Source organism: Massilia sp. YIM B02769 (assembly GCF_030411995.1).
Taxonomy (GTDB): domain Bacteria; phylum Pseudomonadota; class Gammaproteobacteria; order Burkholderiales; family Burkholderiaceae_D; genus Telluria.
In genome coordinates this window covers 65,651-92,461 of sequence record NZ_JASNRC010000009.1, presented here as the reverse complement: position 1 = coordinate 92,461, position 26,811 = coordinate 65,651, and the positions used below count along the sequence as shown (strand labels likewise).

The following is a 26,811-nucleotide window of genomic DNA, read 5'->3' as shown; positions in this document are numbered from 1 at the left end:
TTCCCCTCCATTACTCGCCATGCTGCAGACTCCGCTCACCATCCAAAGGCTGTACGACGATAACCGCGACAGCCTGCAACTCGGCTGGTTTGCCGGCTTTCCCGGCGGCGAGCGGCTGATTTCCGGCGACGTGGCCTCGGCCGCCGACCAGGTCGGCCACCTGAACCTGATCCACCCCGGCCGCATCCAGGTGTTCGGCCACCAGGAACTGAACTATTACCACCGCCTGAAATCGAGCTCGCGCACCCACGTGATCGGCGAGCTGATCGGTGGCGGCCCGCCGGCGCTGATCATCGCGCAAGGCCTGGAAACCCCGCCCGACATCCTCGCCATCTGCGACGAGCAGAACATCCCGCTGTTTTCCACGCCGCTGCCGGCGGCCCAGGTGATCGACTTCCTGCGCGTCTATTTGTCCAAGAAACTGGCCCAGCGCGTGATCATGCACGGCGTCTTCATGGACGTGCTGGGCGTGGGCGTCTTGATTACCGGCGACTCCGGCCTGGGCAAGAGCGAGCTCGGCTTGGAACTGATTTCGCGTTCGCACGGCCTGGTGGCCGACGACGCCGTGGAATTCTCGCGCATCGCGCCGAACATGATCGAAGGCCGCTGCCCGCCGCTGCTGCAGAATTTGCTGGAAGTGCGCGGCCTGGGCTTGCTCGACATCAAGGCGATCTTCGGCGAAACCGCGGTGCGCCGCAAGATGCGGCTAAAACTCATCGTGCACCTGGTCAAGCGCGGCGTATTGGATGAGGAAGTCGAGCGTCTGCCCTTCCACTTCCCGACCGAAGAAGTGCTGGGCCTGCCGATCCGCAAGGTCGTGATTCCCGTGGCGGCCGGCCGCAACATCGCGGTGCTGCTCGAGGCCGCGGTGCGCAACACCATCCTGCAACTGCGCGGAATCGATACCCTGCAGGAATTCATGGAGCGGCAACGTCAAGCGATGAGCAGCGACTAAAACCACCATAACTGGCGCGATAAGCGGGTATGTACGCCGATCCCCGACATTTCGCCAACGACGCGGCGACAAGCCGGTACTGTTGCGGTATCATCGCGCCATGCACATCGTACTCATCACCGGCATTTCCGGCTCGGGCAAATCGGTTGCCCTGAACGTCCTCGAAGACGCAGGCTATTACTGCGTCGACAACCTGCCGCCGGCCCTGCTGCCGCAGTTGGTGAGAGCAGTCGATGCCGAGCGCACCGCCAAGCTGGCGGTGGCGGTCGATGCGCGCAGCGCCGAGTCCTTGGTCGAACTGCCGATCAGCGTGCGTTCGCTGAAGGAAGAAAGCCACGAGGTCAAGGTCATGTTCCTGACCGCCAGCACCCATTCGCTGGTCGCGCGTTTCTCCGAAACTCGGCGCAGCCACCCGCTGTCGCACCAGCTGCGTCCAGGCGAGAATCCGGCCTCACGCCGCACCCTGATCGAGTGCATTGCCGAGGAACGCGAGCGCCTGGCGCCGATCGAGCAGCTCGGCCACGTGATCGACACCTCGGAAGCCTCGGCGAACAAGCTGCGCGCCTGGATCAAGGAACTGGCCGAGGTCAAGCATGCCCCGCTGACCCTGTTCTTCGAATCCTTTGCCTTCAAGGTCGGCGTGCCGCTCGACGCCGACTTCGTGTTCGACGTGCGCGCGATCCCGAATCCCTACTACGATATTTCGCTGCGCCCGCTGACCGGCAAGGATGCGCCGGTGATCGCCTTCCTCGACGCCCAGCCGAGCGCCACCGAGATGCTGGAAGACATCCGCGCCTTTGTCGAGAAATGGCTGCCTTCGTTCAAGACCGACAACCGCAGCTACCTGACGGTGGCGGTCGGCTGCACCGGCGGCCAGCACCGCTCGGTGTACATGGCCGAGCGCCTGGCCGCCTACTTCGGCGACACCGAGCGCGTGGTGCTGCGCCACCGCGAGCAGTCGTAAGCGGAAAAACGCCTACGCTTCGTAGGGTGGGTACTCGTACCCACCAGCGCCCCGCTGGCGCCAACAGCGCTAGAAAAACTCGTCCAGCAAGCGATAAAACGCCACCTTGTCCGCGTCCAGTTCCATGCCGTAGCGCTCCAGGAACGGCCGTATCCACTCCTCCCCCAGCTCCTCCGCAATATCGCGCGTCGCCAGCGCCAGGTCCTGGTGCCGGTCCGCCACGCCGAGGCGTCCGCAATCGATAAAACCCGTGAACACGCCATCGCCAGCCATCAGGTTCGGCAAACAGGCATCGCCATGCGTCACGACCAGGTCTTCCTGCGCCGGCTGCGCCGCCCGCAAGCGCGCGAACAATTCGTCCACTGGCAGCCCCTGGTGCTCATCGTCCAGGTCATCCCCGTCGACCAGCCCGGCCTCCATGCGTGCGCGGGCGGCATCGATGCGCCGGCTTGCGCGGTGATCGAAAGGGCAGCCTTGAATATCCACGCTGTGCAGCCGCCGCAGCGCGCCGGCCATGATGCCGATGGCGACAGCAGGGTCAAGCTCGGCCGAGAGCAGGTCGCGCCCCGGAACCGCGGACAGCAGCATCCAGTCGACGCCCTCTTCCCCGGTGAAATCCAGCACGTGCGGGCACGGGATACCGCTCTTGGCGAGCCAGCGCAAACGCTTCGCTTCGTCGCCCAATTCGGACAGCGGACCGGACGGCTCGCTCTTCAGGAACAAGGACGGCGCACCTGGCGCATCCAGGCGCCGAACATGCGCGGCGGAGCAGCCGACCGTTTCGCGTGTGCTCCGGTAGCCGCGCAAGCGTTCGCGCCATTGAGCCGGCAGATCGTCCATTGCCCCGGCTTGTTAATCCAGATGCCGCAACGGATGCGCACTCGCCGGCCACACCGGCGCGAAGAAGCCTTCCACCATCTGCGGCGTCACGTCGTCGAGCGATGCCGGCTTCCACTGCGGCGCATTGTCCTTGTCGATCACCAGCGCGCGCACGCCTTCCAGCACTTCGCCATGCTCGAAGTTGCGGCGCACCAGCGAGCGTTCCATGCGCAGGCAATCGGCCACGCCCATCGAGGCGCCGCGCACCAGCATCTCGCGCGTCACGCACATCATCAACGGCGAGCGCTGGCGCATCGCCTTTAACGCCTTTTGCGCGAACGGGTTCTCGTCACGGCCCAGGGATTCCATGATCGCCGCCACCGAGGCCGCGCCGAAGTGGGCATCGATCGCGCCACGCTGCGCCTGCAGTTCGCTCGCGCCCACGTCGCCCGCGAAACCGGCGGCAAACGCACGGATCGCATCGGCCAACTGTGCGCCCGGCGTCGATTCGATCAGCGCATTCAGCGCCCCCAATTGCGCACCGGGCACGAACACGTCCGCCAGCCCGACATACAGCGCATCGGCCGCACCAATGGTCAAGCCAGTCAGGCCGAGATAGTTACCCAGCTGCCCCGGCGCATGCGACAGGAAATGGCTGCCGCCCACATCCGGGAACAGACCGATGTTCACTTCCGGCATCGCCATCTTCGTGCGATCGGTGACGATGCGCAGGCCGGTGTCCGGGCCGCCCTGGGCGATGCCCATGCCGCCGCCCATCACCACGCCATCCATGATCGAGATATACGGTTTCGGATAAAAATGAATCAGGTGGTTCAGCGCGTATTCTTCGGTGAAGAAATCTTCCAGCAGCGCGCTGCCGCCCATCGGCGTGGCATGGCCGGCTTCGTGGAAGAAGCGGATATCGCCGCCCGCGCACAGGGCTTTTTCGCTGCTGCTGGTGATGACCACGGCATCGACCGATGGGTCGTCGCGCCAGGCCAGCAGGGTCTCGGTGAGGCGCCGCACCATGTCCAGCGACAGCGAATTCAGTGCCTTCGGACGGTCGAGGATAATCGTGCCGGTGCCGTTGGCGATGCGGGTCTGGACGTGGTCGGTCATGGTCTGGAATGGTCGAAAAAACATCCATTCTACCCAAGACCCGTGGCGGCGGGGTATTGACGAGGGGGCGTTAACAATGAAAAGGGCGCCATGAAGGCGCCCTCGTTCAGACGGTGCTGGCCGGCCGATCAGGCTGCGGCTGCTTCTCCGCCTTCAGGCAGACGCTTGAGTGCGTCGCGACTATGACTCTTGAGCATGTCCTTGTACTTCATCACTTGCCGGTCCAGCCTGTCCATCAACAGATCGATCGCAGCGTACAAATCTTGAGCCACACTTTCCACGTGCACGGTCTTGCCGGAGACGCGCAAGTTGATCTCGGCCTTCTGCCTTTTTTCTTTTTCGGTGAGATTGTCGATCGCGAGGATCACGTGGGAATCGATCACTTGATCGAAGTGGCGGGTAATGCGCTCAAGCTTGTTTTGTACGTATTCACGAATGGCGGGAGTAACGTCGAGGTGGTGACCGCTGATAGTGAGATTCATACACACTCCTTTGAAGAGGTGGCGGCTGCCGCGCCGCGCAAGGAACGCGTGGGTGCCGCCGTTACAAGGATTTGCGGAGACTGACTGGAGGAATTTTCAGTGCCTCACGGTACTTGGCAACCGTGCGGCGTGCGATGACCATTCCTTGTTCACCGAGCATTTCCGCGATCTTGCTGTCGGATAATGGGTTTCTGGGGTCTTCTGCTCCTGTCAGTTGCGCGATGAGAGCCCGGATCGCCGTCGAAGATGCTTCGCCCCCCGCTTCGGTGGCGACGTGGCTTCCGAAGAAATACTTCAGCTCAAACATGCCGTGCGGGGTCAGCATGAATTTCTGCGTGGTTACGCGAGAGATTGTGCTCTCGTGTAGGCCTAGTGTATCAGCTATCTCGCGAAGCACAAGGGGACGCATGGCAACCGCGCCATGGCTGAAAAAGTTGCGCTGGCGCTCCACAATTGCCTCGGAAACACGCAGGATGGTGTCGAAGCGCTGGCGCATGTTCTTGATCAGCCACTTCGCTTCCTGCAGCTGCGCGCTCATCTGCCCTTCGCCTTTCCCCTGCTTCAGCAAGGCCGCATACATGTTGTTCACGCGCAGGCGCGGCATCACTTCGTGGTTCAGGGTCACGCCCCAGCCGGTCTTCGTTTTCCGGACAATAACGTCCGGAACCACATAGTCCGAGGTGCTCGACGCGAACGCCGCGCCGGGATGCGGATGGCATTGGCGGATCACAGCCTGCGCTTCGCGCAGGTCTTCGTCGTCGCAGTCGAGCGCCTTTTTCAGCTTGTTGAATTCGCGCTGGGCGAACCAGGTCAAATAGCCTTCGACGATCTTCAGTGCGGTGCGCCGCGTCACCAGCGGCACGCCGGGCATGCGGCGGATCTGCAGCGCCAGGCATTCGGCGGCGCTGCGCGCACCCACGCCCACCGGGTCGAGGCTCTGGATGAGCGCCAGCGCGCAGCGCAGTTCGTCCATCTCGACTTCGAGTTCTTCGGGCAGGCGCGCGTGGATCTCGTCGAGCTGTTCCTCGAGGTAGCCGTTGTCGTCGATGGCGTCGATCACCAGTTCGGCCAGGGCGCGGTCGCGCGGGTTCAGGTTGGTCACCCGCACCTGTTCCGACAGGTGTTCGCGCAGCGTGATGCCGCCGGCTTCCAGCTGGGGGCGGCCGTCTTCGTCTTCGCCGCTGCCGGAAGCGCGGCCGGTGTCGCCCCAGTCGCCCTCGTGTTCGCCGTGTTCGTGATCGGCGCCGCCGTCGAGTCCCTCGGGCGCTTCGGCATTCGCCGGCGCGCCCTCTTCGTTCGATGGCGAGGCCGGCGCTTCGCCCTGTGCGGGCGCGCTGTTGATGGCGCCGTCGGCCAGCAGGCGCACCGAGCGGTCGAGCGGATCGTCGAGGCGTTCCAGCAGCGGATTGTCGGACAGGATCTGCTCGATTTCCTGGTGCAGTTCGAGCGTGGACAGCTGCAGCAGGCGGATCGATTGCTGGAGCTGCGGCGTGAGAGCCAGGTGCTGCGATGTCCGGAGTTGTAGGGATTGTTTCATCGATTCTGACTATTCAACTACGGTTTCGACTGCCATTTCCGGATGCTGCTTACATGCGGAAGTGCTCGCCCAGGTAGACACGGCGCACCGACTCGTCGGCGATGATGTCGTCGGGGCGGCCCGAAGCCAGCACGGCGCCCTGGTTGATGATGTAGGCGCGGTCGCAGATGCCCAGGGTTTCGCGCACGTTGTGGTCGGTGATCAGGACGCCGATGCCGCGCTCCTTCAGGAAGCGCACGATGCGCTGGATCTCGATCACGGCGATCGGATCGACGCCGGCGAAAGGTTCGTCAAGCAGCACGAAGCGCGGATTGGTGGCCAGCGCGCGCGCGATCTCCACGCGGCGCCGCTCGCCGCCCGACAGCGACAGCGCCTGGTTCTCGCGCAGCTTCTCGATCTGCAGTTCGGCCAGCAGCGAATCGAGGCGATCGTTGATGGCGTCCTTCGAGAGCGGCTTGCCGTCGTCGTTGCGCTGCAGTTCGAGCACGGCGCGGATATTGTCCTCGACCGTCAGCTTGCGGAATACCGAGGCTTCCTGCGGCAGGTACGAGAGACCCAGCACCGCACGCCGGTGGATCGGCAGGCTCGAGATATCGGTGCCGTTGATCTCGATGGCGCCGGCGTCCGACGGCACCAGGCCGACGATCATGTAGAACGACGTGGTCTTGCCGGCGCCGTTCGGGCCCAGCAAACCCACGACTTCGCCGCAGCCGACTTCGAGCGACACATCGCGCACCACCAGGCGCTTGCCATAACTTTTCTGCAGCCCCCGGACCACCAGGGTGCTGCCTGCGCTTGCTCCTTTCATGCTCACTTCCCCGCCGGTGCTGGCGCCGGTGCAGGCGCCGTTGCGGGCGCGGTACGGCGCGGCACCAGGATCAGGGTGCCGCGGCCGCCGCCGACCTTGCTTTCGCCGCTAGGATCGTTGCGCACCGCCGCCACTTCCTTGCGGTTGTCGTAGGAGATGAAGGGACCGGTCAGTTCGTTCGCCAGGCGCCCGTTCTCGAGTTCGCGCACGATCGCCTTCGAATGCAGCTTCACCAGTTCCTGGCGCTCGTCGTATTCGATGCGCTCGGCCTGGCCCTCGACCCAGAGGTCGGGACCGCCGTCGCGCTTCTGGCGGAAGGTCGAGACGCGGCCCGGATTCGAGGTCAGCGTGACGCTCATGTAACCTTCCGGCGTTTCCTTGAGCAGGGCACGGTCGGACTTCAGGGTCAGGGTGCCGCGCGTGACGACCACGTTGCCGACCAGGATGCGGGTCTGTGTCACCTCGTCGACGTCGAGCGAGTCGTAGCCGATGACGGCCTGCTTGAGCGAATCGGCGCGCTCGGCAAAGGCCGACAGCGACAGCAGCGAAAGGATGGCGGCAGCGAATATGTTTTTCATGTGTTGGCTGGTTCCTGATGGTTGGGGTCAGCGCGGGCGCGGCGGATAGATGATCTGGCCGCGGCCCATGTGCAGCTTCTGGGTCGGGTTCTCGGCCACCAGGCCGATGCCGTTCACCGACGAGGCGCCGAGCGTCATCTGCACGGGGCGGTCGGTCTTGACGATTTCTTCGTCGGTCAGCACGGTCAGCGCATCGGTGCGCGCGCGCATCGCCTGCGAAGTCGGCGTGGCCGGGCGCACGATGTCGACGTTGTCGGCCAGCTCGACCCGGTTTTCCTTGTGGTGGATCTGGGCGCGCTCGGCGTTCATGGTCATGCGCGGACGGCCCGGCGCCATGCTCTCGACCACCGGCTTGCTCACTTCCGAGACGTCGGTCACCGGATGGTGGGCCAGGCGCTCGCCCGAGACCACGTAGCGCGGCTGGCCGGTGGGCGTCATGCGCACGAAGCTGAAGTTCTCGACGATGTAGTCCGGCTCGTTGCCGGCATCGCCGAGCGCACCCGCATCGTCGCCCTGCATCGCCTGCAGCAGCCAGAAGCTGCCGAAGGCGAAGAACACGGCGGTGAGCATCAGCGCCAGCAGCTTCCAGCGGTGCGAGGTGCGGCGGTTCTGGAGCGTCGCCATGTGTTACGCAAAGTACGGCGCGAGCGCCTGTTCGTAGGTGCCCTGGGCGCGCATCACCAGGTCGCAGACTTCACGCACGGCGCCACGGCCGCCAGCGGCCTTGGTCACGTAATGCGCGCGGTACTGCACTTCCGGATGCCCGCTCGGCACGGTGACGGCGAAGCCGACTTTGGTGAGCAGCGGCAGGTCGATCACATCGTCGCCGATGTAGCCGCATTCCTCGGCCGTCACGCCGGTCTGCGCCAGCAGTTCGGCAAAGGCCAGGCGCTTGTCGTGGAAGCCCTGCCAGACGTGGTTGATGCCCAGGTCCTTGGCGCGGGCGTTGACGATCGGCGACTTGCGGGCGCTGATGATGGCGGTCTGCACGCCGGTCTTTTGCAACAGCTGGATGCCCAGGCCGTCGAGGACGTTGAAGGTCTTGGTGACTTCGCCGTCCGGGCCGTAGGTGAGGCTGCCGTCGGTCAGGATGCCGTCGACATCGAAGATCATGACCTTGATGCGCGCGGCGCGGTTGTTATGTTCGAGAGGCGTCATCGTTCAGATCACTTTTGCGCGGGTCAGGTCGTGGATGTGCAGGGCGCCGACCAGCTTGCCCTCGCCATCGACCACCAGCATCTGGTTGATGCGGAATTCTTCCATGATCGCCACCGCGTCCACGGCCAGCTGCTCCGGCTGCACGGTGCGCGGGCCGGCGTGCATGACGTCGCGGATGACGATGTTCGAGAAGTCCTGCACGCGCTCGATCAGGCGGCGCAAATCGCCGTCGGTGAAGACGCCGATCGGGCGCTTCTCGGCATCGACGACCGCGGTCATGCCCATGCCCTTCTGGCTCACTTCGAGCAGGGCCTGGGCCAGCGGCGCGTCGGGCGACACCGCAGGCACGGCGTCGCCGCTGCGCATGACGTCGCGCACGTGGGTCAGCAGGCGGCGGCCGAGGGCGCCGCCCGGGTGCGAGCGCGCGAAGTCTTCTTCACGGAAGCCGCGCGCGTCGAGCAGGGCCACGGCCAGGGCGTCGCCCAGGGCCAGGGTCACGGTGGTGCTGGCGGTGGGCGCCAGGTTCATCGGGCAGGCTTCCTTGGCCACCGAAATGTCGAGGTGGACGTCGGACAGTTGCGCCAGGCGCGATTGCGGCTTGCCGGTCATGGCGATCAGGGGCGTGCCCATGCGCTTGACGACCGGCAGGATGTCCATCAATTCGGAAGATTCGCCGGAATTCGAGATGGCGATGAACACGTCCTGGGCGGTGACCATGCCGAGGTCGCCGTGGGCGGCTTCGCCCGGGTGCACGAACATGGCCGGGGTGCCGGTCGAGGCCAGGGTGGCGGCGATCTTGCGTGCGATGTGGCCGGACTTGCCCATGCCCGACACCACCACGCGGCCGGTGCAGGCGTACAGCACGGCGACGGCGCGGACCAGGGAATCGTCGGCATCGAGCCGGTCGTGCAGGGCCTTGACGGCGTCGGCCTCGATGGCCAGGGTCTCGCGGGCCAGGGCCATTACCCGGCGCGACTGGTTCTCGTCAAAACTGTTCTGCATTGTTTTTTCATCGGTTACACTCATTCCGGAAGTATAAACGAATTGCGTAAGCAAAAAACTTGCCAGACGTATTGAACAACGCACACTGCGCACAAAAACATATTTACGCATGGCATCCGGACTCGAACTGACCCTCCTCCTGCTCGGCAGCGCGGTGCTGGGCGTGGTGGCTTTCCGCACCCTGCACCTGCCGCCCATGCTGGGCTATCTCGCTGTCGGCGTGCTGATCGGCCCGCACGCCCTGGGCCTGGCCGCCGAAACCGCCTCCACCCACGCCCTGGCCGAATTCGGTGTCGTATTTTTGATGTTCTCGATCGGGCTGGAATTCTCGCTGGCCCAGCTGCGCGCGATGCGGCGCATCGTGTTCGGGCTGGGCATGGCCCAGGTGGTGCTGACGATCGTGGCCGCCATGCTCGGCGCCCTGCTGTTCTCGATGTGGATGCCGGCGCTGGCCATCAGCTGGCAGGCATCGTTCGCCCTGGGCGGCGCGCTGGCGATGTCCTCGACCGCGATTGTCGTGAAGCTGCTCACCGAGCGCCTGGAGCTGGAAAGCGAACATGGACGGCGCATCATCGGCATCCTGCTGTTCCAGGACCTGGCCGTGGTGCCGCTCCTGATTTTGATTCCCTCGCTGGCCAGGAACCCGGAAGACCTGGCCGCGACCCTGGCCTGGGCCGGCGTGAAAGCCGCCCTGGTGCTGGCGCTGCTGCTGTTCTTCGGCCAGAAACTGATGCGCAGCTGGTTCACGCTGGTGGCCAAGCGCCGCTCCCAGGAGCTGTTCATGCTGAACCTGCTGCTGGTGACGCTGGGCGCGGCCTGGATTACCGAGAAGGCCGGGCTGTCGCTGGCGCTCGGCGCCTTTGTCGCCGGCATGCTGATCTCGGAAACCCAGTTCAAGCACCAGGTGGAAGAAGACATCAAGCCTTTCCGCGACGTGCTGCTTGGCCTGTTCTTCATCACCATAGGCATGCTGCTGAACCTGCGCCTGGTGCTGGAACACTGGTGGCTGGTGCTGGCCTTGCTGGTGTTGCCTGTGCTGCTGAAGTTCGCGCTGATCGCGGCGCTGGCCAAGCTGTTCGGCTCCTCGGATGGCGTCTCGATGCGCACCGGCCTGGCGCTGGCGCAGGCCGGCGAATTCGGCTTCGTGCTGCTGAACCTCGCCTCCGGCTCGAAGCTGATCGACCCCTTCCTGATGCAGCTGGTGCTGGCCTCGATGGTGCTGTCGATGCTGGTGGCGCCCTTCGTCATCGCCAATTCCGACAAGATCGTGATGAAGATCGCCTCGAACGAATGGATGATGCAGTCGCTGCAGCTGACCCAGCTGGCCAGCCGCACGATGGCGGCGCAGAAGCACGTGATCCTGGCCGGCTTCGGGCGCAGCGGGCAAAGCGTGGCGACGCTGCTGTCGGACGAAAAGCTGCCCTGGTATGCGCTGGACCTGGATCCGGAGCGGGTGCAGGAAGCGCAGGCGGCGGGGTCGAACGTGTCGTATGGCGACGCCGGGCGGCGCGAAGCCCTGATCGCGGCCGGCATCAACCGCGCCAGTGCGCTGGTGATCACCTTTGCCGATACGCGCGCGGCATTGAAGGTGCTGCACCTGGTGCACGAGCTGGCGCCCTCGCTGCCGGTGATCGTGCGCAGCCACGACGACAGTGACCTGGAGGTGCTGCGCACGGCCGGCGCCACCGAGGTGGTGCCGGAAGCGCTGGAGAGCAGCCTGATGCTGGCCTCACACGCGCTGGTGGTGGTCGGCGTGCCGCTGCGGCGCGTGGTGCACCGCGTGCAGAGCGCGCGCGACGAACGCTATGCCTCGATGCGCGGCTACTTCCACGGATCCAGCGACATCACCGACGATCCGGAACACCTGTACGTGCGCCTGCATTCGGTGGTGCTGGGCGAGGATGCCAAGGCGGCCGGACGGCGGCTCGACGAACTCGGGCTGGACGAGCTGGGCGCCGAGGTCACCGGCATCCGCCGGGCGCGCATGCGCGTGGAGCCGGCGGCGGAGACGGTGCTGCAGGCGGACGACGTGGTGGTGCTGCGCGGATCGGCCGATGCGGTGACGCGGGCCGAGGGGCGGCTGCTGTAGGGTGGCCGGCTATGCCGTCCACCCCACGACCCTAACGATTCCCAGGTCGGAAGCGCGTGCTTCCTTTTGCTCCAGGCGAAGACGCCGGCCATCGTCATGCCGTAGACCAGGCCGCAGATGGCGGCGGCCAGCACGGCCATCATGGGGTCCGTGCCATCCTTGCGCCAGCTGAAGAACCACATGATGACGGCCCAGAAGGGACCGAACCAGAGGCCGAAAAACAGCGTGGTGCGCCAGAAGGTTTCGAAGTGCAGCGGGCGCACCTGGAAGCCGAGGCGGCGGAACAGGCGGATCTGCACCGGCTCGGAACTGGCCTGGGGGATGCCTTTGCGGTTGAGGACAGCGATGGCGCGTTTGCGGCGTTCGTCGAAATTCATGTGGGTTTCGTGGTCGTTGACCTGCTGACAATACGGTGTCGGCCGCTTCGCGTCAATGATCGGCATGCGTGCGCAGCACCGCGTGGGCACAGGTGCCCACCCTACGACGCCATCACCACGCGGTTGCGGCCTGATTCTTTTGCCTGGTACAGCGCCACATCCGCCTGCCCCACCAGCTGCTGGGCCACGCCTTCGATCGGGTGCTCGCGGTCGAAATCGGCGAGCGTGGCAACGCCGATCGATACCGACACATCCAGCAGCACACCGTCAGCCAGGTCGACCGGCGTATCGGCCACGCTCGAACGGATGCGTTCGGCCACGATCGCGGCGGCCGGCAAATCGGCGTCGACCAGCAGCACCACGAATTCCTCGCCGCCGTAGCGCGCCAGCGCGTCGGACAGGCGCAGCTCGGTCTTGATGCGGGTGGCCACTTCGCGCAGGACTTCGTCGCCGGCCTGGTGTCCCACGCTGTCGTTGACCTGCTTGAAACGATCGACATCGATGAACATGCACGACACCGGATATTCCTGGCGCCGCGCGCGCGCGATTTCTTCCAGCAGGCGCCGGTCGATGTAGCGGCGGTTGTAGACGCCGGTCAGCGGGTCGGTCAGGCCGATGTACTTCAGCATCTCGTTGCTGATCACGTTTTCCAGGCAGATGGCGATGATCGAGGCCATGTGCTCGATGAAGTCGGTCGCCATGGCCGGCGTGAAGCGCTGGGCGTCGCGGCTGCCGAGGTTCAGGCTGCCGATCAGGCGCTTGTTGCGCAGCAGCGGCACCCGCGCCACGCTGGCCAGCTTGCTGCCCGCGTGCGGGAACATGCTGCGGTGGTTCATCAGGTCGAAGGCGCCCAGGCGCGGGCGCGGCTTGGCGCCGTCGATGTGCTGGAAGCCGAGTTCCACCGCATGCTCGACGAACAGCAAATCGGCCAGCGGCTCGAAGTCGACGCCCAGCTTGTGCATGACGGTATAGATGTCGGCGTCGGCGTCGACCAGCGCCAGCGTCACGGCGTCGAGCTCGGAAATCACGGGCAGCAGGCGGAAGATGGTGCCCACCAGTTCCTGGAAGGTCGAGGCGCCGACGATCTCGAGGTCGAAGGCCTGGTGCCGGCACATGATGTCGTGGTTGCGCTCGGCCTGTTCGACCAGGTAGGCCATGTGCGCGCGCAGGACTTCGTTTTCGGCAATCAGGTCGCGCGGCGTCGCGTCCGGCTGGTGCATGACATTCCTTTCAGCAATACCCGTTACCTTACGCGATACGGGCAGGCTTGGGAACGAAAATGGGTGCGAATACGTGTTTACGCGCGCGCGGCGCGCCGGCACGCGGCCTTAAAACGACAAAGCGATGTCGAGCTCCTGGCCAACCCGCAGGACGCCGCCCGCACCGTCGGCCACGATGCAATTCATGCCGACGCAGACGGCGCCGTCGAGGATGGCCTTGCCCCGCCAGGATTGCAACACGTCGAGCGGGTCCGGGCCGGGAATGCCGGTGGCCTGGTCGATCGCCGGGATCGGGCAGCGCGCGCAGGGTTTTACCGGCCTGACCAGCACATCTCCGGCACGCAGCGACTCGGTGTAATCCTCCTCGAAGGGATCGGTGCCCTCGGCCACCAGGTTCGGACGGAAGCGGTTCATCGGCAGCGCTTCGCGTCCGGCAGCCAGCAGGCGTGCGTTGATCTCGCCTAGCGCGGAAGCGCCGATCAGCAGCAGCGGATAGGCGTCGGCGAAGCGTGCGGAGGACGGCGCGCCGCCGGTCCATTTTTCGCTGGTCGGACGGTCGAGGCCGGGCGGGAAGCGCACCAGGCGGCAGGCGGCGCCGAGCGCCTCGGCGAACCATTGGGCGGCGGCGTTGCCGCAATCGGCGGCGTCGACGACATCGTCCCAGATCTGCACGCGCACGGTGGGCACGCCGGCACGTTGCGCCAGCGGCAAATGCAGCTCCGCCATGCCGGGCGCCGTCACCACCATGGACGCGCGCTCGACGCGCGGCACGATGGTGGCCATGCGCGGGTACTCGCGCTGGGTCAGGAACTGGCCCTCCGGCGTGACCAGCATCCATTCGCGGTCATGCACGCCCTGGGCAGACAGGCCGGAGACGGTGGCGACGGCTTCGGTCACCCCCATGCCGGCGCAGGACTTGATCGGATACAGGATGAGCTGGGAAAGGATGGCCATATGCCGCGTCGCTGCGTGTGTCGGAGAGGCCGACAGTATCGCATCAACGCGGCATGGCTGGAAGATCAGGCTTTCGCCAGGCGCATCTGGCTCAGTTCACCGGTCAGGTAGCCGACTGCGGAACCGAACTTGTCCTTGTAGTTGGCGCGCACCAGCGGATCGAGCGTCGATTTGACGACATTGTGGATGCCGCCCCAGTCGCCCGCGTGCTGGAAGTTGCTCATGATGTAGGTCCAGCCGTTCACGTCGTCGACCGCGTGCAGGCCGGTCGATTCGCCGCCGGCCGGAATCGACATGATGCGCGAGAGCTGCCTGGTGTCGATGTTGTAGGCCCACAGGAAGTTATTCACGTGCTGGCCGCTGTCTTCGCCGATGAACAGGGTGCGCAGCTTTTCCGAGAACTTCAGGTTGTCCGGATTGGCGATCTTGTTCGGGTTGCCGGTGTTGCCGAGGGCGTCGGCGGTGATGTCTTCGCCGGCGATCAGGGCCTTGGTGTCGACCGGCATCCATTCGCTGTTGATGGCGCCGCCCAGGGTGTCCTTCTGGCCGCCCTTCAGGTTCAATGCCATCACCGCGCCGGCGTTCAGCGCCTTCGGGATCGACACGCCGTTGCCGGCCACGTTCAGCTTGTTACCGGCAACCATCGAGGTCTGGCAGTTCTGCAGCGCCGAGTAGGCGACCTTGTCCTTGATGTTGACGGTCGTGCCTTCCATCTTGGTGAAGCCCATCGAGGCGCCGACCAGGGCGGCGTAGCGGTGGGTTTCGAGGAAGGCGGCGGCCTTCTCCATGCCCGGCACCAGCTTGATCCACTCGACCGCGCCATTGGCGACCACCTGCTTGAAGCTGGCGTCCTGCGGATCGGTCGTGCGCACGTCCATGATGTCGAGCGGCTTCAGGGTGGTGGCCAGCTGGCGGATCTCGGCGCTGGTGGCCGAACCGAGCTTGATCCAGGTGAGCGGCGCGGCGCTGTTCGCGGCCGGGTCGACCGAGAAGCCGGCGCCGACCTTGGCCACGTACAGGGTGCCGGCGGACAGGTCTTTTTCCTTGTCGGCGACGAACACGAAGTAGCCGCTGTTGGTGGCGTCGTCGCCCATCAGCACGGTGCGCTGGTCCGGCATCACCTGCACCAGTTCGTGCGAGATGCGGCCCATGCAGTAGTGCTTCTTGATCGAGCCGGTGCCGTCCGGGTTGACGGTGACTTCCGGCATGTGGCCGTAGTTGTAGGGGTTGGCGGTGGTCTCGTTGCCGTACAGGTTCTTGCTGAAGGCCTTGAACTGGGCGTCGGAGGCGGCGGTAAAGGCGTTCGGCTCGTACTCTTCGCTCGACAGGTGGGTGCCCCATGGCGACAGGCTGGCGCCGCAGGTGATCCACAGGCCTTCGACGCTCGAGGTGTCGACGTTGTGGTATTTCACCAGGCTCAGTTTGCCGGTGCTCTGGTCCTGGTCCAGGGTCAGCACGGCGATCGGCGACGGCAGGCGGCCGTACATGCCGGTGGTGCCGTCCTGGGCGAAGGTGGCGTATTCGAACTGCACCACGGCGAACACCGGCTTGCCCTTCACGCCGGCGACGCTGGCGTTCGGCACGGTCAGCAGCGAGGTGCCGTCCGGCGAATCCGAGAAGAACTGGCGCTCCTTGCCGGCGACGGTGGTGTCGATGATCGGCTGGTTGCGGATGTTGAAGTAGCCGCCGGCCAGCACGGTGCCGCCGGCGCCGTTCGGGACCATGTCGCCGGTAATGAAGAAGGGCTTGTACGACAGCTTGAAGTCGAGCTTGCTGCTGTCGCTGAAGTTGACGGTCATGGTCGAGCCGACGGTGGTGGTGGCCATCGCGGCGGCGTTCGCCAGGGTCGGCGCATCCATCGAGCTGAAGGTGACGCTGGTGAGCGTGGCGACCGGGGCGACCGGCGGCGTGGTGGAGACCGGCGGCGTATCGTCGCCGCCATCGCCGCCGCAGCCTGCCAGCAGCGAAGTGGCGGCAAAGCCGGTCAGGGGCAGCATCGGGGTGGCGCCCAGCAGGCGGAGCAGGCGGCGGCGGGACAATTCAGGGGTCGAGGTCATGCGTCATCTCCAGTGGTGTGGGCACGGCGATTGCCGTGCTGATGGAGGCGCAGAATAGTGGAGCTGTGTTTCGTGTTGATGACAGAAGTGTATTGACCGGGCAAAGAAAAAGCCCGCACGCGGCGGGCTTTTGCTGTCAAAGGAAGTGCTTCAGACGTTGAATAGGAAGTTCAACACATCCCCATCCTTGACCACATACTCCTTGCCCTCGGCGCGCATCTTGCCCGCTTCCTTCGCGCCCGACTCGCCCTTGTAGGTGATGTAATCGTCGAAACCGATGGTCTGCGCGCGAATGAAACCGCGTTCGAAGTCGGTGTGGATCACGCCGGCCGCCTGCGGGGCGGTGGCGCCGACCTTCACGGTCCAGGCGCGCACTTCCTTCACGCCGGCGGTGAAGTAGGTCTGCAGGCCGAGTAGTTTATAAGCAGCGCGGACCAGGCGGTCCAGGCCCGGCTCTTCCATGCCCATGTCGGACAGGAAGGCTGCCTTGTCGGCGTCATCCAGGTCGGCGATTTCCGATTCGATGGCGGCGCTGATCGCGACGATCGGCGCGTTCTGCTTCTTGGCGAACTCGGTCAGCTGGTCGAGCAGCGGGTTGTCGGTGAAGCCGGTGTCCGAGACGTTGGCCACGTACATCGCCGGCTTCGCCGTGATCAGGTGCAGTTCGCGGATCAGGAAAAGTTCGTCGGCGTCCAGGCCCAGGGTGCGTACCGGCTGGCCTTCGTTCAGGTGCGGCAGCATGCGCTCGCATAGGGCGACCAGCTTGGCGGCATCCTTGTCGCCCGAACGGGCTTTCTTGTTCTCGCGGTGGATCGCCTTTTCGACGGCGCCGAGGTCGGCCAGGGCCAGTTCGGTCTGGATGACTTCGATGTCGTCGATCGGGCTGACCTTGCCGGCCACGTGGATCACGTTCGGGTCTTCGAAGCAGCGCACCACGTTGACGATGGCGTCGGTTTCGCGGATGTGCGACAGGAACTGGTTGCCCAGGCCCTCGCCTTTCGACGCGCCGGCCACCAGGCCCGCGATGTCGACGAATTCGACGATGGCCGGGACGATGCGCTCCGGCTTGACGATCTCGGCCAGCTGGGCCATGCGCGGATCGGGCACCTCGACCACGCCGACGTTCGGCTCGATGGTGCAGAACGGGTAGTTTTCAGCCGGGATGCCGGCCTTGGTCAGCGCGTTGAACAGGGTGGACTTGCCGACGTTGGGCAGGCCGACGATGCCGCATTGGAGACTCATGGGAATTCTTTCTCTCGATGATGATGAGCTGTGTGACCCAGCTCGGAAACCCCGCATTGTAACCCGGGCAGCGCGTGTATGCCGCAAAAACAGGCGCGTGGGCAATGTCTCGTTCCGCCCTGTACAACACCTGAACAAGGCGCGAAATGGTGTCGGATTTCTTTACATCATGTAACAGTGAGATTTTTCTTGGGGAGAAATTTTCTTTCCGTTCAATAAGTTATTTAGGTGGAATGAAAATTGCTAAACGGATAGCAATTCTATTCCAATACCGAGACACCATGAAAAAGTTCGCTTTCCTTTTGCTGACCGCCGCAGCGCTGATGGCTGGCTCCGCCCAGGCAGTGACCGTGCGCGGCACCGGTACCGAGTCCCTGGTCGGTCATGACCTGACCGACCCGGAAAACGATGCCCACGGCAATGACTACACCAACTACAACGCGGTGTTCCGCTCGTCGATCGAGCCCTACTACGACGGTGAAGGCGCCTTCAATGTGTTCGATAACTTCGTCGGCGGCGGCAACGACAAATGGTGCTGCGACGCCAACGGCTGGGTCGAAGCCGACTTCGGCGACAAGCGCTACCAACTGACCAGCTTTACCGCTTCGTCGGCCAACGATGCACCTGAACGCGACTCGGACAAATGGCAGATCCTCGGCTCGAACGACGGCCTGCATTACACCGTCATCTTTTCCTACGACCGCGACGGCGTCTCGCCTTGGGCCATGCGTTACCAGGTGAACGAATACACCGCCCGTGTCGACTACGCCCTGCCGGCCGCCTACAGCATCTTCCGCTACCAGACCTTCTCGACCATTGGCGATGGCCTGCACCAGCTGGGCGAACTCGAATTCTTCGGCAAGGAACTGGCCGAGGAAACCAACGACGTACCGGAACCGGGCAGCCTCGCCCTGCTGGGCCTGGGCCTGCTGGCCGGCGCCGGCATGGCGCGCCGCAAGCGCGCCTGAGCAGGTTCGCTCCAGCCACGAAGCCACTGCCGCGCAGTGGCTTTTTTTATGTTCGGATCGCGCGCAGGCGTGACAGGTCGGGCCGCTCGATGAAGGCCGCCAGCTCGTCGCGCAGGCGTCCGCCCTCCGCCATCGCCGTGTTCCACGCCTGCACGCGCGCATCGTGGTTCAGGCCATGGAACTTGAAGTCGGCCCGGTCCGGCAGCTTGCCGCGCGGGAGGGTCTTCAGGAAGTCCTGCGAGGGCGAGACGATCAGCACGTTGTCCAGCCAGCCGCGATTCGGGCCGCGCGCGCAGCGGCGCCAGGGCAGCGCCTTGTCCAGCCAGCCCGGCACGATGTGCTCGTTGAAGTGCGGGTAGAACACGATGCCGTCCGGGTCCTGCGCCTCGACGCGGGCGTAGGGCAGCGCCAGGTTGTAGTCGATGATGCCGCCATCCCAGTAATAGCCTTCCGGCACGCCGGTGATCTGCGTCACCGGCTGCATGATCAGCGGCAGCGTGCCCGAGGCCAGCAGGCCGGCGGCCAGGTTCTCGCGCGTGAGCGTGGCGAAGTGGGTGGTGAAGGTGTCGAACTTGTTGCGCAGCCAGGGCGCGCCGTCGCGGGCGTCGCCGATCACCACGCGTTCGAGCAGGCCGCCCAGGCGTTCGCGCGAGGCGAAGTTGGTCAGCGCCGCTGCCGCGAAGCCGCGCATCTCGGCGCGCCGGTGCGTGGGCGCGGCCAGGCCGCCCTTGCCGCGCACGGCCAGCAGGTGCAGGCGGTGGTTCGGGTGCTGCACGATGTCGTCTTCATGGCCGCTGACGAATTCGCGCAGCAGTTCCTGCACCACCGCGTTGATCTGCTGCGGACTGGGCTTGGTGCTGGTGTAGCGCTGGCCGGCATACAGTTCGCCCAGGCGGGCAAAGGCGCGCACCGGGTCGCGCTGGCAGGCGGCGGCCATGCGCCAGGCGCCGATCGAGGAGCCGATCAGGGTGCGTTCGCGCGGGCTGGAGGGTAGCCATTCGCCGAAGACGAATTGGTCGAGGTCGCGGAAGATCAGGCCTTTCGGGCCGCCGGCGGCGGCGGGGATGATGGCGATGTCGCGGGCTTGCAGGCCGTGGCTGCGGATGCGGGCCAGCGCGCGCGGGCCGGCGTGGAAGTTGAGGGCGCTCATCAAGCGATTATCGCGTGTTTTGTGCGGGCGGTGCGGGTGGCACGCGGCGGGGACCGCAGGTTGGGCACGGCGTGCCCACGCGGTACGTGGGCTTCCTTGCACCACGTTCGGCAGCGTGTCGCTCGCACGGTATCCGAGGACCGCAAAGCTTTACAACCCGGCCTTTGCATAGGGTTCGAGCGAAGATTCACGGGTGCAGGTGCGAGCACATGCACGTAACCGCGTGGGCACTTCGTGTTTGAGGCCCCCGGCCTCAAACACCCCACCCTACGGGAGACGACGCGGTTTATGCGGTGTGCAGCTGCATCGTTGCCACGTCCAGCTTGCCTTCGACGGCGAGCGGGATGATGCGCAGGGCCTTGTCTATCGATTCCTCGATCAGGCTCTGCTCTTCGCGGCGCGGGCGGTGCAGCACGAAGTCGGCGACGTTCTGCTGCAGGTTCAGGCTGCGCGGGTGGCCGATGCCGAGGCGCAGGCGCCAGTAGTCTTGCGTGCCGAGGGCGGCGGTGATGTCTTTCAGGCCGTTGTGGCCGCCCGAGGAACCGCCCTTCTTCAGCTTGGCGACACCGGGCATCAGGTCGAGCTCGTCGTGCACGACCAGCACCTCGTCGGGGTTGATCTTGAAGAAGCGCGCCAGCGCGCCGACCGACTGGCCGGAACGGTTCATGAAGGTCAGCGGCTCCAGTAGCCAGACTTCCTTGCCCGAGATCGTGGTCTTGGCCAGCATGGCGTTGTAGCGGCTTTCGCGCTGCAGGCGGCAGCCGGGCAGGCTGTTGGCCAGGTTATCGACCAGCCAGAAGCCGGCGTTGTGGCGGGTTTGTTCGTATTCCGGGCCAGGGTTGCCGAGGCCGACGATGAGGCGGATGGACATAGCGGTCGCGTCAGGAAAAAGAGGATTATCGCCGAAACGGCGATTGACCAGAAAACAAAAAACCCGCCAGGCGCGAGCCGCGGCGGGTTTTTATCGTGCAGGGCCACCCGAAGGCAGCGCCGAAGAATTACTTGGCTTCTTCGGTTTCGGCAGCAGCTGCGCCACGCGGCACCGAGGTGGTGACGATGGTCAGGTTCTGGCCGTGGGTCAGCGCGGTCACGCCGGCTGGCAGTTTCAGGTCGTCGGTGTGGATCGAGCCGCCGACTTCCAGGGCGCCCAGGTCGACTTCAATGAACTCTGGCAGTTGACCTGGCAGGCAAGCGACTTCCAGCTCGTTCAGCACGTGCGACACGATGGCGCCGCCCAGCTTGACTGCTGGCGAGGTTTCGGCGTTGACGAAGTGCAGGGCGACCTTGGTGTGGATCGGCTGCGAAGCGTCGACGCGCTGGAAGTCAGCGTGCAGGACCAGTTGCTTGTATGCGTGCATCTGGAAGTCGCGCAGCAGGACTTGCTGGGTCTGGCCTTCGATCTCGAGGTCCAGCACGGAACCGTGGAAAGCTTCTTTCTTGAGCGCGTGGTACAGGGCGTTGCCGTCCAGGGCGATCAGGACCGGGGCTGCTGCGCCGCCGTAGATGATGCCTGGGGTCTGGCCAGCCTTGCGCAGGCGGCGGCTCGCTCCGGTGCCCTGCAGGGTGCGGTTGAATGCAACTACTTTCATGTGAAACTCCATAAGTGTGGGATCGCATGCAGGATAAGTTCCCACCCGATTTCCCGGTTTGCGCCCGCCCCCGCGACCAGGGGCTGGCATGGCTGAGCACTGCGTACATGCTCAAGAAATACGAATTCTTTACAGCACAAAGGCGCGCCGGCTTGTCAGCCTGGCGCGCCTCGCATGAAGCGGAACTTCTTAGTCGACGAACAGCGACATGACCGAGTCGCCCTTGACGATACGCTTGAAGGTCTCGGCCAGCAGCGGTGCGCAGGTCAGCTGGCGGATCTTCGGGCAGGCGGCGGCGGCGGCCGACAGCGGAATGGTGTCGGTGACAACCAGTTCGTCCAGCGGCGAGTTCGAGATGCGGTCGATTGCAGGACCCGACAGGACCGGGTGGGTGCAATACGCCACGACTTTCTTGGCGCCGCGTTCTTTCAGGACTTCGGCGGCTTTCGTCAGCGTGCCCGCGGTATCGACCATGTCGTCCATGATCACGCAGTTGCGGCCTTCGACTTCGCCGATGATGTTCATGACTTCCGACACGTTCGCCTTCGGACGGCGCTTGTCGATGATCGCCAGGTCGCAGCCGAGGCGCTTGGCCAGGGCACGGGCGCGCACCACGCCGCCGACGTCCGGCGACACGACCAGCAGGTCGTCGTAGTTCTGCTTCTGCAGGTCGCCCAGCAGCAGCGGCGACGCGTAGATGTTATCGACCGGAATGTCGAAGAAGCCCTGGATCTGGTCGGCGTGCAGGTCCATGATCAGGACGCGCTCGACGCCGGCTTCTTCCAGCATGTTGGCGACGACCTTGGCCGAGATCGCGACACGCGCCGAGCGCGGGCGGCGGTCCTGGCGGGCGTAGCCGAAGTAAGGAATCGCGGCCGTGATACGGCCAGCCGAGGCGCGCTTGAGAGCGTCGACCATCAACATGATTTCCATGAGGCTGTCGTTGGTAGGAGCGCAGGTCGATTGCAGCACGAAGACGTCTTTACCGCGGACGTTCTCGTTGATTTCGACCATGACTTCGCCGTCCGAGAATTTCGAAACGACTGCTTTACCGAGAGGAATACCGAGGCTTTTTGCGACCCCTTCTGCTAGCGCCGGATTAGCGTTGCCGGTAAAAACCATCAGGTTTTCGTAAGCCATGGGAGTCCTGAGAGAAGAGCGTTGATACTTTTGAAAAACAATCAGCCGGCTATACCGGCTGATTATGCTTTAAGGACTGTACCGCCTGGTGCGGTACCGCCTATTTCATCCGCTGGACACATTCGTATCGACAGCCAGATAAAACGAATGGCAGGGGAACAAGGATTCGAACCTTGGTATGCCGGAATCAAAATCCGGTGCCTTAACCAGCTTGGCGATTCCCCTACGCAACTTACAGCTTGCCGCTTTGCTTGACTATTCTAACCGTCATTCGCTGCGACAGGCAAAATTTTATTCTACAACATACTGTTTTGCAAGAGCTTTTTCATCGGATGTCGCGCCAGCGATGTTGCTTTCCACGCTTTCCACTTGCCTGGCACCTGGCCCAGCACATGGTTCGCTTCAGCTTCGCCGGGCAACGCAACAAACACGCAAGCCCCGGAGCCGGTCATCCTGGCCGAACCGTATTGGCTCAACCATGCGATCGCTTCCCCTACTGCTGGAAACAACCTGACTGCGACTCCTTGCAAATCATTTCTTCCGAAGCCGCTGATGTTTTGCGCTTCAGGAAAGTCCGCTATTCTGACGGGTTTGCTGTCTCTTGTCAAATCGTGTGCGGTAAAAATTGCTGGGGTCGGTACGGAGACACCCGGCTCGATCACCACGTAGCAGCAATCCGGCCCCTGCACCGGCTGCATCGCCTCGCCGATTCCTTCCACGAACGCGGTCTCGCCAAAGAGAAAGAACGGAATGTCGGCGCCCAGCGGCAAGCCGATCGCCATCAATTCCTCGTCGCTGAAGCCGCCCTGCCACAAGTGATTGGCCGCCATCAGCGCGGTGGCCGCATCCGAGGAGCCGCCGCCCAGGCCGCCGCCCATGGGGAGGATTTTATCCAGGCGCACGTCGATGCCGCGCACGGCACGGCCGTGGCGCTGTTCGAAGGCATCGGCCAGGCGCCGCAGCGCCCGCACCACCAGGTCGGATTCTTCCGGCACACCGGGCACGTCGTTGACGCGGCGAATCAAACCATCGTCGCGCAGGTCGAAGTGCAAGGTATCGCCGCGATCGATCAGTTGAAAGACGCTTTGCAGCAGGTGGTAGCCGTCGGCGCGGCGGCCGACGACGTGCAGGAACAGATTCAGCTTGGCCGGCGCCGGGCAATCGTGCAGCGACTTCATGGATTGGCCGGGTTGATGATGATGCGGATTTCAAGTTCGCCAGACGCGGTCGTGCGCGCGGCATCGATGCGCTTGGGCAGCGGGTGAACCGCCTTTTCGTCTTGCCAGGAAGCGAAGCGCAGGCGCCAGCCATCGTTCGTGGTGACGCTGTTGTTGGCCGGCGACGCCAGGAAGCGCTTGCCGTCGGCGCCGACCGCATAGCCCTGCAGCCAGTCGCGCAGGCCGGCCACCGGCAGCGCCCAGCCCAACGCCTGCGCGGTCAGCGTATCGATGTCCTTGGCCACCATCGGTTCGCGTCCGGCCTCGGTCAGCGTGGCCTGCTGCGGGGTGACGCTGATCGCGGCGATCTGGCTGAAGGGCGACGACAGCGCCACGTCGATGCGGCCCGGCTGCTGCGACCAGGTGAAATTGCCGTTCAGGTTAGCCGGCTGGCCATCCTTTTGATAGCTCACGGCCAGGCGCCCGGCCAGTTCGATGGTGTCGCGGTAGTCGCCCACGGTGGACTGGGACAGGGGAGCGGTGGCGCAGCCGGCCAGGGTGGCCGCGATGGCAAGCAGGGAGAGGCGTCGGGTAATCGGCATCGGTCAGGATAAAAGTTGGAAAAACAAACGGCGGAACAAGTCCGCCGCAATCTATAGCTTTACACAATTATTTCACAGAGACAGGCGCAGGCGCGCCAGCGTGCTGCGCAGGGTGTCGTTCTGCGGGTCCTTGGCGCGCGCTTCCAGCCATAGCTTCTGGGCGTCGGCGCGCTTGCCGCGCTGCCACAGCACTTCGCCGAGGTGGACCGCGATTTCCGGATCGCGGCGCAGGCTGTAGGCGCGGCGCAGGTGGCCTTCGGCGGCCTCCAGGTTACCCAGGCGGTATTCGACCCAGCCCATGCTGTCCATGATGAAAGGATCTTCCGGCGCCATGCCCATCGCCTTTTCGATCAGGGCGCGCGCTTCGTCGAGGCGGGTATTGCGTTCGGCCAGCGAGTAGCCGAGGGCGTTGTAGGCGTGGTGGTTGTCCGGCGCCAGGCGCATCACTTCGCGCAAGGCTTTTTCCATTTCCTCGACCTGGCCGGTCTTTTCGGCCAGTAGGGCAAAATCGTAGAGCAGGTCCGGGTTGTCCGGGAAGCGCCTGGTGGCGGCCTGCATCAGCGTGTAGGCTTGCGCGGCCTGACCGGCATCGCGCAGGACCTGGGCTTCGGCTGCCAGCACTTGCGCCTGGGCGGTCGGCTCGCCCGGCTTCAGCGATGCCAGCAAACGGCGCGCGGCCGGCACGTCGCCGCTCTTGCCCAGCAGCTGGGCGCGGCGCAACTGGGCGCCGAAGACCGTCTTTTCGTCGCCTTCGGGCAGTTTATCGAGCCAGCCGACGGCGGCCTGCAAATCGCCCCGCTCCTCGGCCAGCTGCGACAGGATCAGCAAGGCTTTCGAGGGGTCGCGCTCGTCGTCGGGATTGCGGCCCAGCACTTCGACGAAGCGCGAGAAATAGCGCTCGGCATTCGGCGGATCGTTCAGCTGGGTCGACAGCACGCCCAGCGCGTACAGCGTGGTGACGTTGTCCGGCTGCTGCCCGTCGAGCAGCAGGAACTGGCGCCGCGCTTCCTCGTACTGCTTGTTGTTGACCAGGATGCGGGCATGGGCGGCGCGCACTTCGCGCGCCTTCGGGTTCGCAGCCAGGAATTGTTCCAGGCGCGCCGTGGCCTGGGCTTCGGATTCGCTCGACTGCGCCAGGGTCAGCATGGCGATTTCGGAATCGGGCTTCAGGGCCAGGGCGGCACGGGCCTCGCGCGCGCCCTCTTCCTTGGCGCCGCGCGCCAGCGCCGCCTGGGCCAGCACCACGTGGCCTTCGACGGTGTCGCGGTAAGGCGCGACCACGCGTTCGAGCATGGCGTTGGCCGCTTCCTTGTCCTTGGCGCGTGAGAGCAATTGCTGCACCTGGTAGAGCACCACACCGCGCACGGCGGGCGGCGCGCCGGCCAAACGCTTGCGGAAGATTTCTTCTGCGTCGGAGATATTGTCCGACAGGATAACCATCCCCAGATAGTATTGCGTCGCCTCGTCGGACTCGGGGTCGAGCTTGCGCCATTCGCGCACGGCGGCCAGGGTGTCTTCGGGCTGGCGCGCGGCCAGGGCCATTTCGGCGGCGCGGCGCGCCAGGCGCGGGTCGCGCGTCTGCTGGGCCAGGGCCAGCATGGTCAGGTAGGGGCCTTGCCAGTCGCCATTGCGGAACGCGAACTCGGCGCGCAGCAGCTGGTTCAGCAGGGTGCTGGTGAGTTCGACCTTGGGCAGGCGCGCCATTTGCGCGGCCTTTTCCGCTTCGGCGGCCGCTTCCGCCGCCTCGGCCGCCGCTTTCTGTTCGGCTTCGGCATCGGCCGCGGTCTTCGCCGCGGCAGGCGCACCCGATTGCGCGACGGCCTGCGACTGCGGCTGTGGCGCCACAGCGCATGCCGCCAGCACACTGGAGAGAGTTACAATGACGAAAGCGTTTTTCAAAGCATGTCCATATCGGGAAGGATGTCCCGATTCTACGCCCAAGCCCCGCAGCGCGTGCGCGCCCGCAACACGAATTTACAAGAATTTGTCAGATTTTCATGCCTGAACTCCCGGAAGTAGAAGTCACCCGGCGCGGCGTCGCGCCGCACCTGGAAGGCCGCGTGGTCGAAGAAGTCGTGTTCCGCCGCGAGGGCCTGCGCTGGCCCTTCCCGGCCCACATCGCGCAGACTCTGGTCGGCCAGCGCATCGAGCACGTCAAGCGGCGCGGCAAGTATTTGCTGCTGGGCTTTGCCGGCGGCACGCTGATCGTCCACCTCGGCATGTCTGGCCACCTGCGCGTGCTGCCGCCCGGTATCGAGTTGAAGAAACACGACCACTTCGACCTGGTGGTCAGCGACGGCGCGCACAAGCAGGTGCTGCGCCTGCACGACCCGCGCCGCTTCGGCGCCGTGCTCTGGCATGCGAACGACGACGGCGAACTGGAACAGCACATCCTGCTGCGCGGCCTCGGCGTCGAACCGCTGGAAGAGCAATTTTCGGCCGAGCTGCTGTACCGCGCCACGCGCAAGCGCAGCGCCCCGATCAAGCAGGTGCTGCTGGCGGGCGACATCGTGGTTGGCGTCGGCAACATCTACGCCTGCGAGAGCCTGTTCCGCGCCGGCATCAACCCGAAGACCCCGGCCTCGCGCATCAGCCGCGCGCGCTACGAAAAACTGGCGACGGCGATCCGCGAGATCCTGGCCGCCGCCATCGTGCAGGGCGGCAGCACGCTGCGTGACTTTATTGCGGTAAATGGGCAGTCAGGATATTTCCAGCAGACATATTTCGTCTATGATCGTGCCGGAGTGCCGTGCAGAAACTGTGGCGCACCGATACGACAAATCAAGCAGGGCCAGCGCTCCACCTTTTATTGCGCCACCTGCCAGAAGTGAACTCCTGAAGAGC

The 26,811-nt window shown here is 64.8% G+C and carries 25 protein-coding genes, 1 tRNA gene and 1 pseudogene; 5 read left to right on the top strand and 22 right to left on the bottom strand.

Going from position 1 to position 26,811, the window contains the following annotated elements; all coding sequences use genetic code 11:
• Nucleotides 1-19 precede the first annotated feature (19 nt).
• Both hprK and rapZ read left to right on the top strand, forming a co-directional pair.
• A complete protein-coding gene (gene hprK / locus QPK31_RS15725) occupies nt 20-955 on the top strand; it encodes an HPr(Ser) kinase/phosphatase (RefSeq protein ID WP_290423857.1) in 936 nt (311 codons plus the stop codon).
• A 100-nt stretch (nt 956-1,055) separates the two neighbouring features.
• Nucleotides 1,056-1,919, top strand: a complete 864-nt coding sequence (gene rapZ, locus QPK31_RS15720; protein ID WP_290423856.1) for an RNase adapter RapZ — start codon at nt 1,056-1,058, stop codon at nt 1,917-1,919.
• 69 nt (nt 1,920-1,988) lie between these two features.
• Here rapZ and QPK31_RS15715 read toward each other — a convergent pair whose 3' ends face one another.
• From QPK31_RS15715 to QPK31_RS15675, 9 genes are all read right to left on the bottom strand, one after another.
• Nucleotides 1,989-2,759: an APH(3')-II family aminoglycoside O-phosphotransferase gene (locus QPK31_RS15715; protein ID WP_290423855.1), complete on the bottom strand. Its 771-nt coding sequence runs from the start codon at nt 2,757-2,759 to the stop codon at nt 1,989-1,991.
• Between the two features lie 12 nt (nt 2,760-2,771).
• Nucleotides 2,772-3,857, bottom strand: coding sequence for an enoyl-CoA hydratase/isomerase family protein (locus QPK31_RS15710; RefSeq protein WP_290423854.1), 1,086 nt, complete (start codon nt 3,855-3,857; stop codon nt 2,772-2,774).
• A 128-nt stretch (nt 3,858-3,985) separates the two neighbouring features.
• Nucleotides 3,986-4,339: a ribosome hibernation-promoting factor, HPF/YfiA family gene (gene hpf / locus QPK31_RS15705; protein WP_290423853.1), complete on the bottom strand. Its 354-nt coding sequence runs from the start codon at nt 4,337-4,339 to the stop codon at nt 3,986-3,988.
• 61 nt (nt 4,340-4,400) lie between these two features.
• The gene (locus QPK31_RS15700) at nt 4,401-5,876 is read right to left on the bottom strand and encodes an RNA polymerase factor sigma-54 (protein WP_290423852.1); all 1,476 of its coding nucleotides are present in this window, start codon (nt 5,874-5,876) and stop codon (nt 4,401-4,403) included.
• A 49-nt stretch (nt 5,877-5,925) separates the two neighbouring features.
• Nucleotides 5,926-6,684: an LPS export ABC transporter ATP-binding protein gene (gene lptB / locus QPK31_RS15695; RefSeq protein ID WP_290423851.1), complete on the bottom strand. Its 759-nt coding sequence runs from the start codon at nt 6,682-6,684 to the stop codon at nt 5,926-5,928.
• A 2-nt stretch (nt 6,685-6,686) separates the two neighbouring features.
• Complete coding sequence (gene lptA, locus QPK31_RS15690; RefSeq protein ID WP_290423850.1) at nt 6,687-7,262, bottom strand: lipopolysaccharide transport periplasmic protein LptA; 576 nt, start codon at nt 7,260-7,262, stop codon at nt 6,687-6,689.
• Between the two features lie 27 nt (nt 7,263-7,289).
• The gene (gene lptC / locus QPK31_RS15685) at nt 7,290-7,886 is read right to left on the bottom strand and encodes an LPS export ABC transporter periplasmic protein LptC (RefSeq protein WP_290423849.1); all 597 of its coding nucleotides are present in this window, start codon (nt 7,884-7,886) and stop codon (nt 7,290-7,292) included.
• Nucleotides 7,887-7,889: 3 nt separating this feature from the next.
• Nucleotides 7,890-8,420: an HAD family hydrolase gene (locus tag QPK31_RS15680; RefSeq protein ID WP_290423848.1), complete on the bottom strand. Its 531-nt coding sequence runs from the start codon at nt 8,418-8,420 to the stop codon at nt 7,890-7,892.
• A gap of 3 nt (nt 8,421-8,423) precedes the next feature.
• Nucleotides 8,424-9,446: an SIS domain-containing protein gene (locus QPK31_RS15675; RefSeq protein WP_374045815.1), complete on the bottom strand. Its 1,023-nt coding sequence runs from the start codon at nt 9,444-9,446 to the stop codon at nt 8,424-8,426.
• 85 nt (nt 9,447-9,531) lie between these two features.
• Between QPK31_RS15675 and QPK31_RS15670 the strand changes: the two genes are divergently transcribed.
• Nucleotides 9,532-11,511: a cation:proton antiporter gene (locus QPK31_RS15670; RefSeq protein WP_290423846.1), complete on the top strand. Its 1,980-nt coding sequence runs from the start codon at nt 9,532-9,534 to the stop codon at nt 11,509-11,511.
• Nucleotides 11,512-11,555: 44 nt separating this feature from the next.
• On the opposite strand, the pseudogene QPK31_RS26250 reads toward QPK31_RS15670, so the two are convergent.
• From QPK31_RS26250 to ychF, 5 genes and pseudogenes are all read right to left on the bottom strand, one after another.
• A pseudogene (locus QPK31_RS26250) lies at nt 11,556-11,888 on the bottom strand (DUF6404 family protein); the annotation flags it as partial.
• A 101-nt stretch (nt 11,889-11,989) separates the two neighbouring features.
• Nucleotides 11,990-13,108, bottom strand: a complete 1,119-nt coding sequence (locus tag QPK31_RS15665; RefSeq protein WP_290423845.1) for a diguanylate cyclase — start codon at nt 13,106-13,108, stop codon at nt 11,990-11,992.
• A 108-nt stretch (nt 13,109-13,216) separates the two neighbouring features.
• Nucleotides 13,217-14,062: an MOSC domain-containing protein gene (locus tag QPK31_RS15660; protein WP_290423844.1), complete on the bottom strand. Its 846-nt coding sequence runs from the start codon at nt 14,060-14,062 to the stop codon at nt 13,217-13,219.
• Between the two features lie 65 nt (nt 14,063-14,127).
• The gene (locus QPK31_RS15655; protein WP_290423843.1) at nt 14,128-16,119 is read right to left on the bottom strand and encodes a PhoX family phosphatase; all 1,992 of its coding nucleotides are present in this window, start codon (nt 16,117-16,119) and stop codon (nt 14,128-14,130) included.
• Nucleotides 16,120-16,269: 150 nt separating this feature from the next.
• Nucleotides 16,270-17,361: a redox-regulated ATPase YchF gene (gene ychF / locus QPK31_RS15650; protein ID WP_290423842.1), complete on the bottom strand. Its 1,092-nt coding sequence runs from the start codon at nt 17,359-17,361 to the stop codon at nt 16,270-16,272.
• 281 nt (nt 17,362-17,642) lie between these two features.
• On the opposite strand from ychF, the gene QPK31_RS15645 reads away from it, so the two are divergent.
• Nucleotides 17,643-18,329, top strand: a complete 687-nt coding sequence (locus QPK31_RS15645; protein ID WP_290423841.1) for a PEP-CTERM sorting domain-containing protein — start codon at nt 17,643-17,645, stop codon at nt 18,327-18,329.
• 46 nt (nt 18,330-18,375) lie between these two features.
• On the opposite strand, the gene QPK31_RS15640 is transcribed toward QPK31_RS15645, so the two are convergent.
• The 8 genes from QPK31_RS15640 to QPK31_RS15605 all read right to left on the bottom strand — a co-directional run bounded on the left by QPK31_RS15640 (nt 18,376) and on the right by QPK31_RS15605 (nt 25,866).
• On the bottom strand, nt 18,376-19,479 hold the full coding sequence (locus QPK31_RS15640) for a patatin-like phospholipase family protein (RefSeq protein WP_290423840.1): 1,104 nt from the start codon (nt 19,477-19,479) through the stop codon (nt 18,376-18,378).
• Nucleotides 19,480-19,765: 286 nt separating this feature from the next.
• Nucleotides 19,766-20,350, bottom strand: coding sequence for an aminoacyl-tRNA hydrolase (gene pth / locus QPK31_RS15635; protein ID WP_290423839.1), 585 nt, complete (start codon nt 20,348-20,350; stop codon nt 19,766-19,768).
• 127 nt (nt 20,351-20,477) lie between these two features.
• A complete protein-coding gene (locus QPK31_RS15630; protein ID WP_229437724.1) occupies nt 20,478-21,068 on the bottom strand; it encodes a 50S ribosomal protein L25/general stress protein Ctc in 591 nt (196 codons plus the stop codon).
• Nucleotides 21,069-21,257: 189 nt separating this feature from the next.
• Entirely contained in the window at nt 21,258-22,208 is a 951-nt protein-coding gene (locus QPK31_RS15625; protein WP_229437725.1) for a ribose-phosphate pyrophosphokinase, read from the bottom strand.
• A gap of 148 nt (nt 22,209-22,356) precedes the next feature.
• A tRNA-Gln gene (locus QPK31_RS15620) sits at nt 22,357-22,433 on the bottom strand.
• A gap of 71 nt (nt 22,434-22,504) precedes the next feature.
• Nucleotides 22,505-23,386, bottom strand: coding sequence for a 4-(cytidine 5'-diphospho)-2-C-methyl-D-erythritol kinase (gene ispE, locus QPK31_RS15615; protein ID WP_290423838.1), 882 nt, complete (start codon nt 23,384-23,386; stop codon nt 22,505-22,507).
• On the bottom strand, nt 23,383-23,967 hold the full coding sequence (locus QPK31_RS15610; RefSeq protein ID WP_290423837.1) for an outer membrane lipoprotein LolB: 585 nt from the start codon (nt 23,965-23,967) through the stop codon (nt 23,383-23,385). The genes ispE and QPK31_RS15610 overlap by 4 nt, the downstream gene beginning before the upstream one ends.
• A gap of 72 nt (nt 23,968-24,039) precedes the next feature.
• Nucleotides 24,040-25,866, bottom strand: a complete 1,827-nt coding sequence (locus tag QPK31_RS15605; protein ID WP_290423836.1) for a tetratricopeptide repeat protein — start codon at nt 25,864-25,866, stop codon at nt 24,040-24,042.
• Nucleotides 25,867-25,964: 98 nt separating this feature from the next.
• Between QPK31_RS15605 and mutM the strand changes: the two genes are divergently transcribed.
• Nucleotides 25,965-26,798 (top strand): bifunctional DNA-formamidopyrimidine glycosylase/DNA-(apurinic or apyrimidinic site) lyase, encoded by an 834-nt coding sequence (gene mutM / locus QPK31_RS15600; RefSeq protein ID WP_290423835.1) that lies wholly within the window; start codon nt 25,965-25,967, stop codon nt 26,796-26,798.
• Nucleotides 26,799-26,811: the final 13 nt, after the last annotated feature.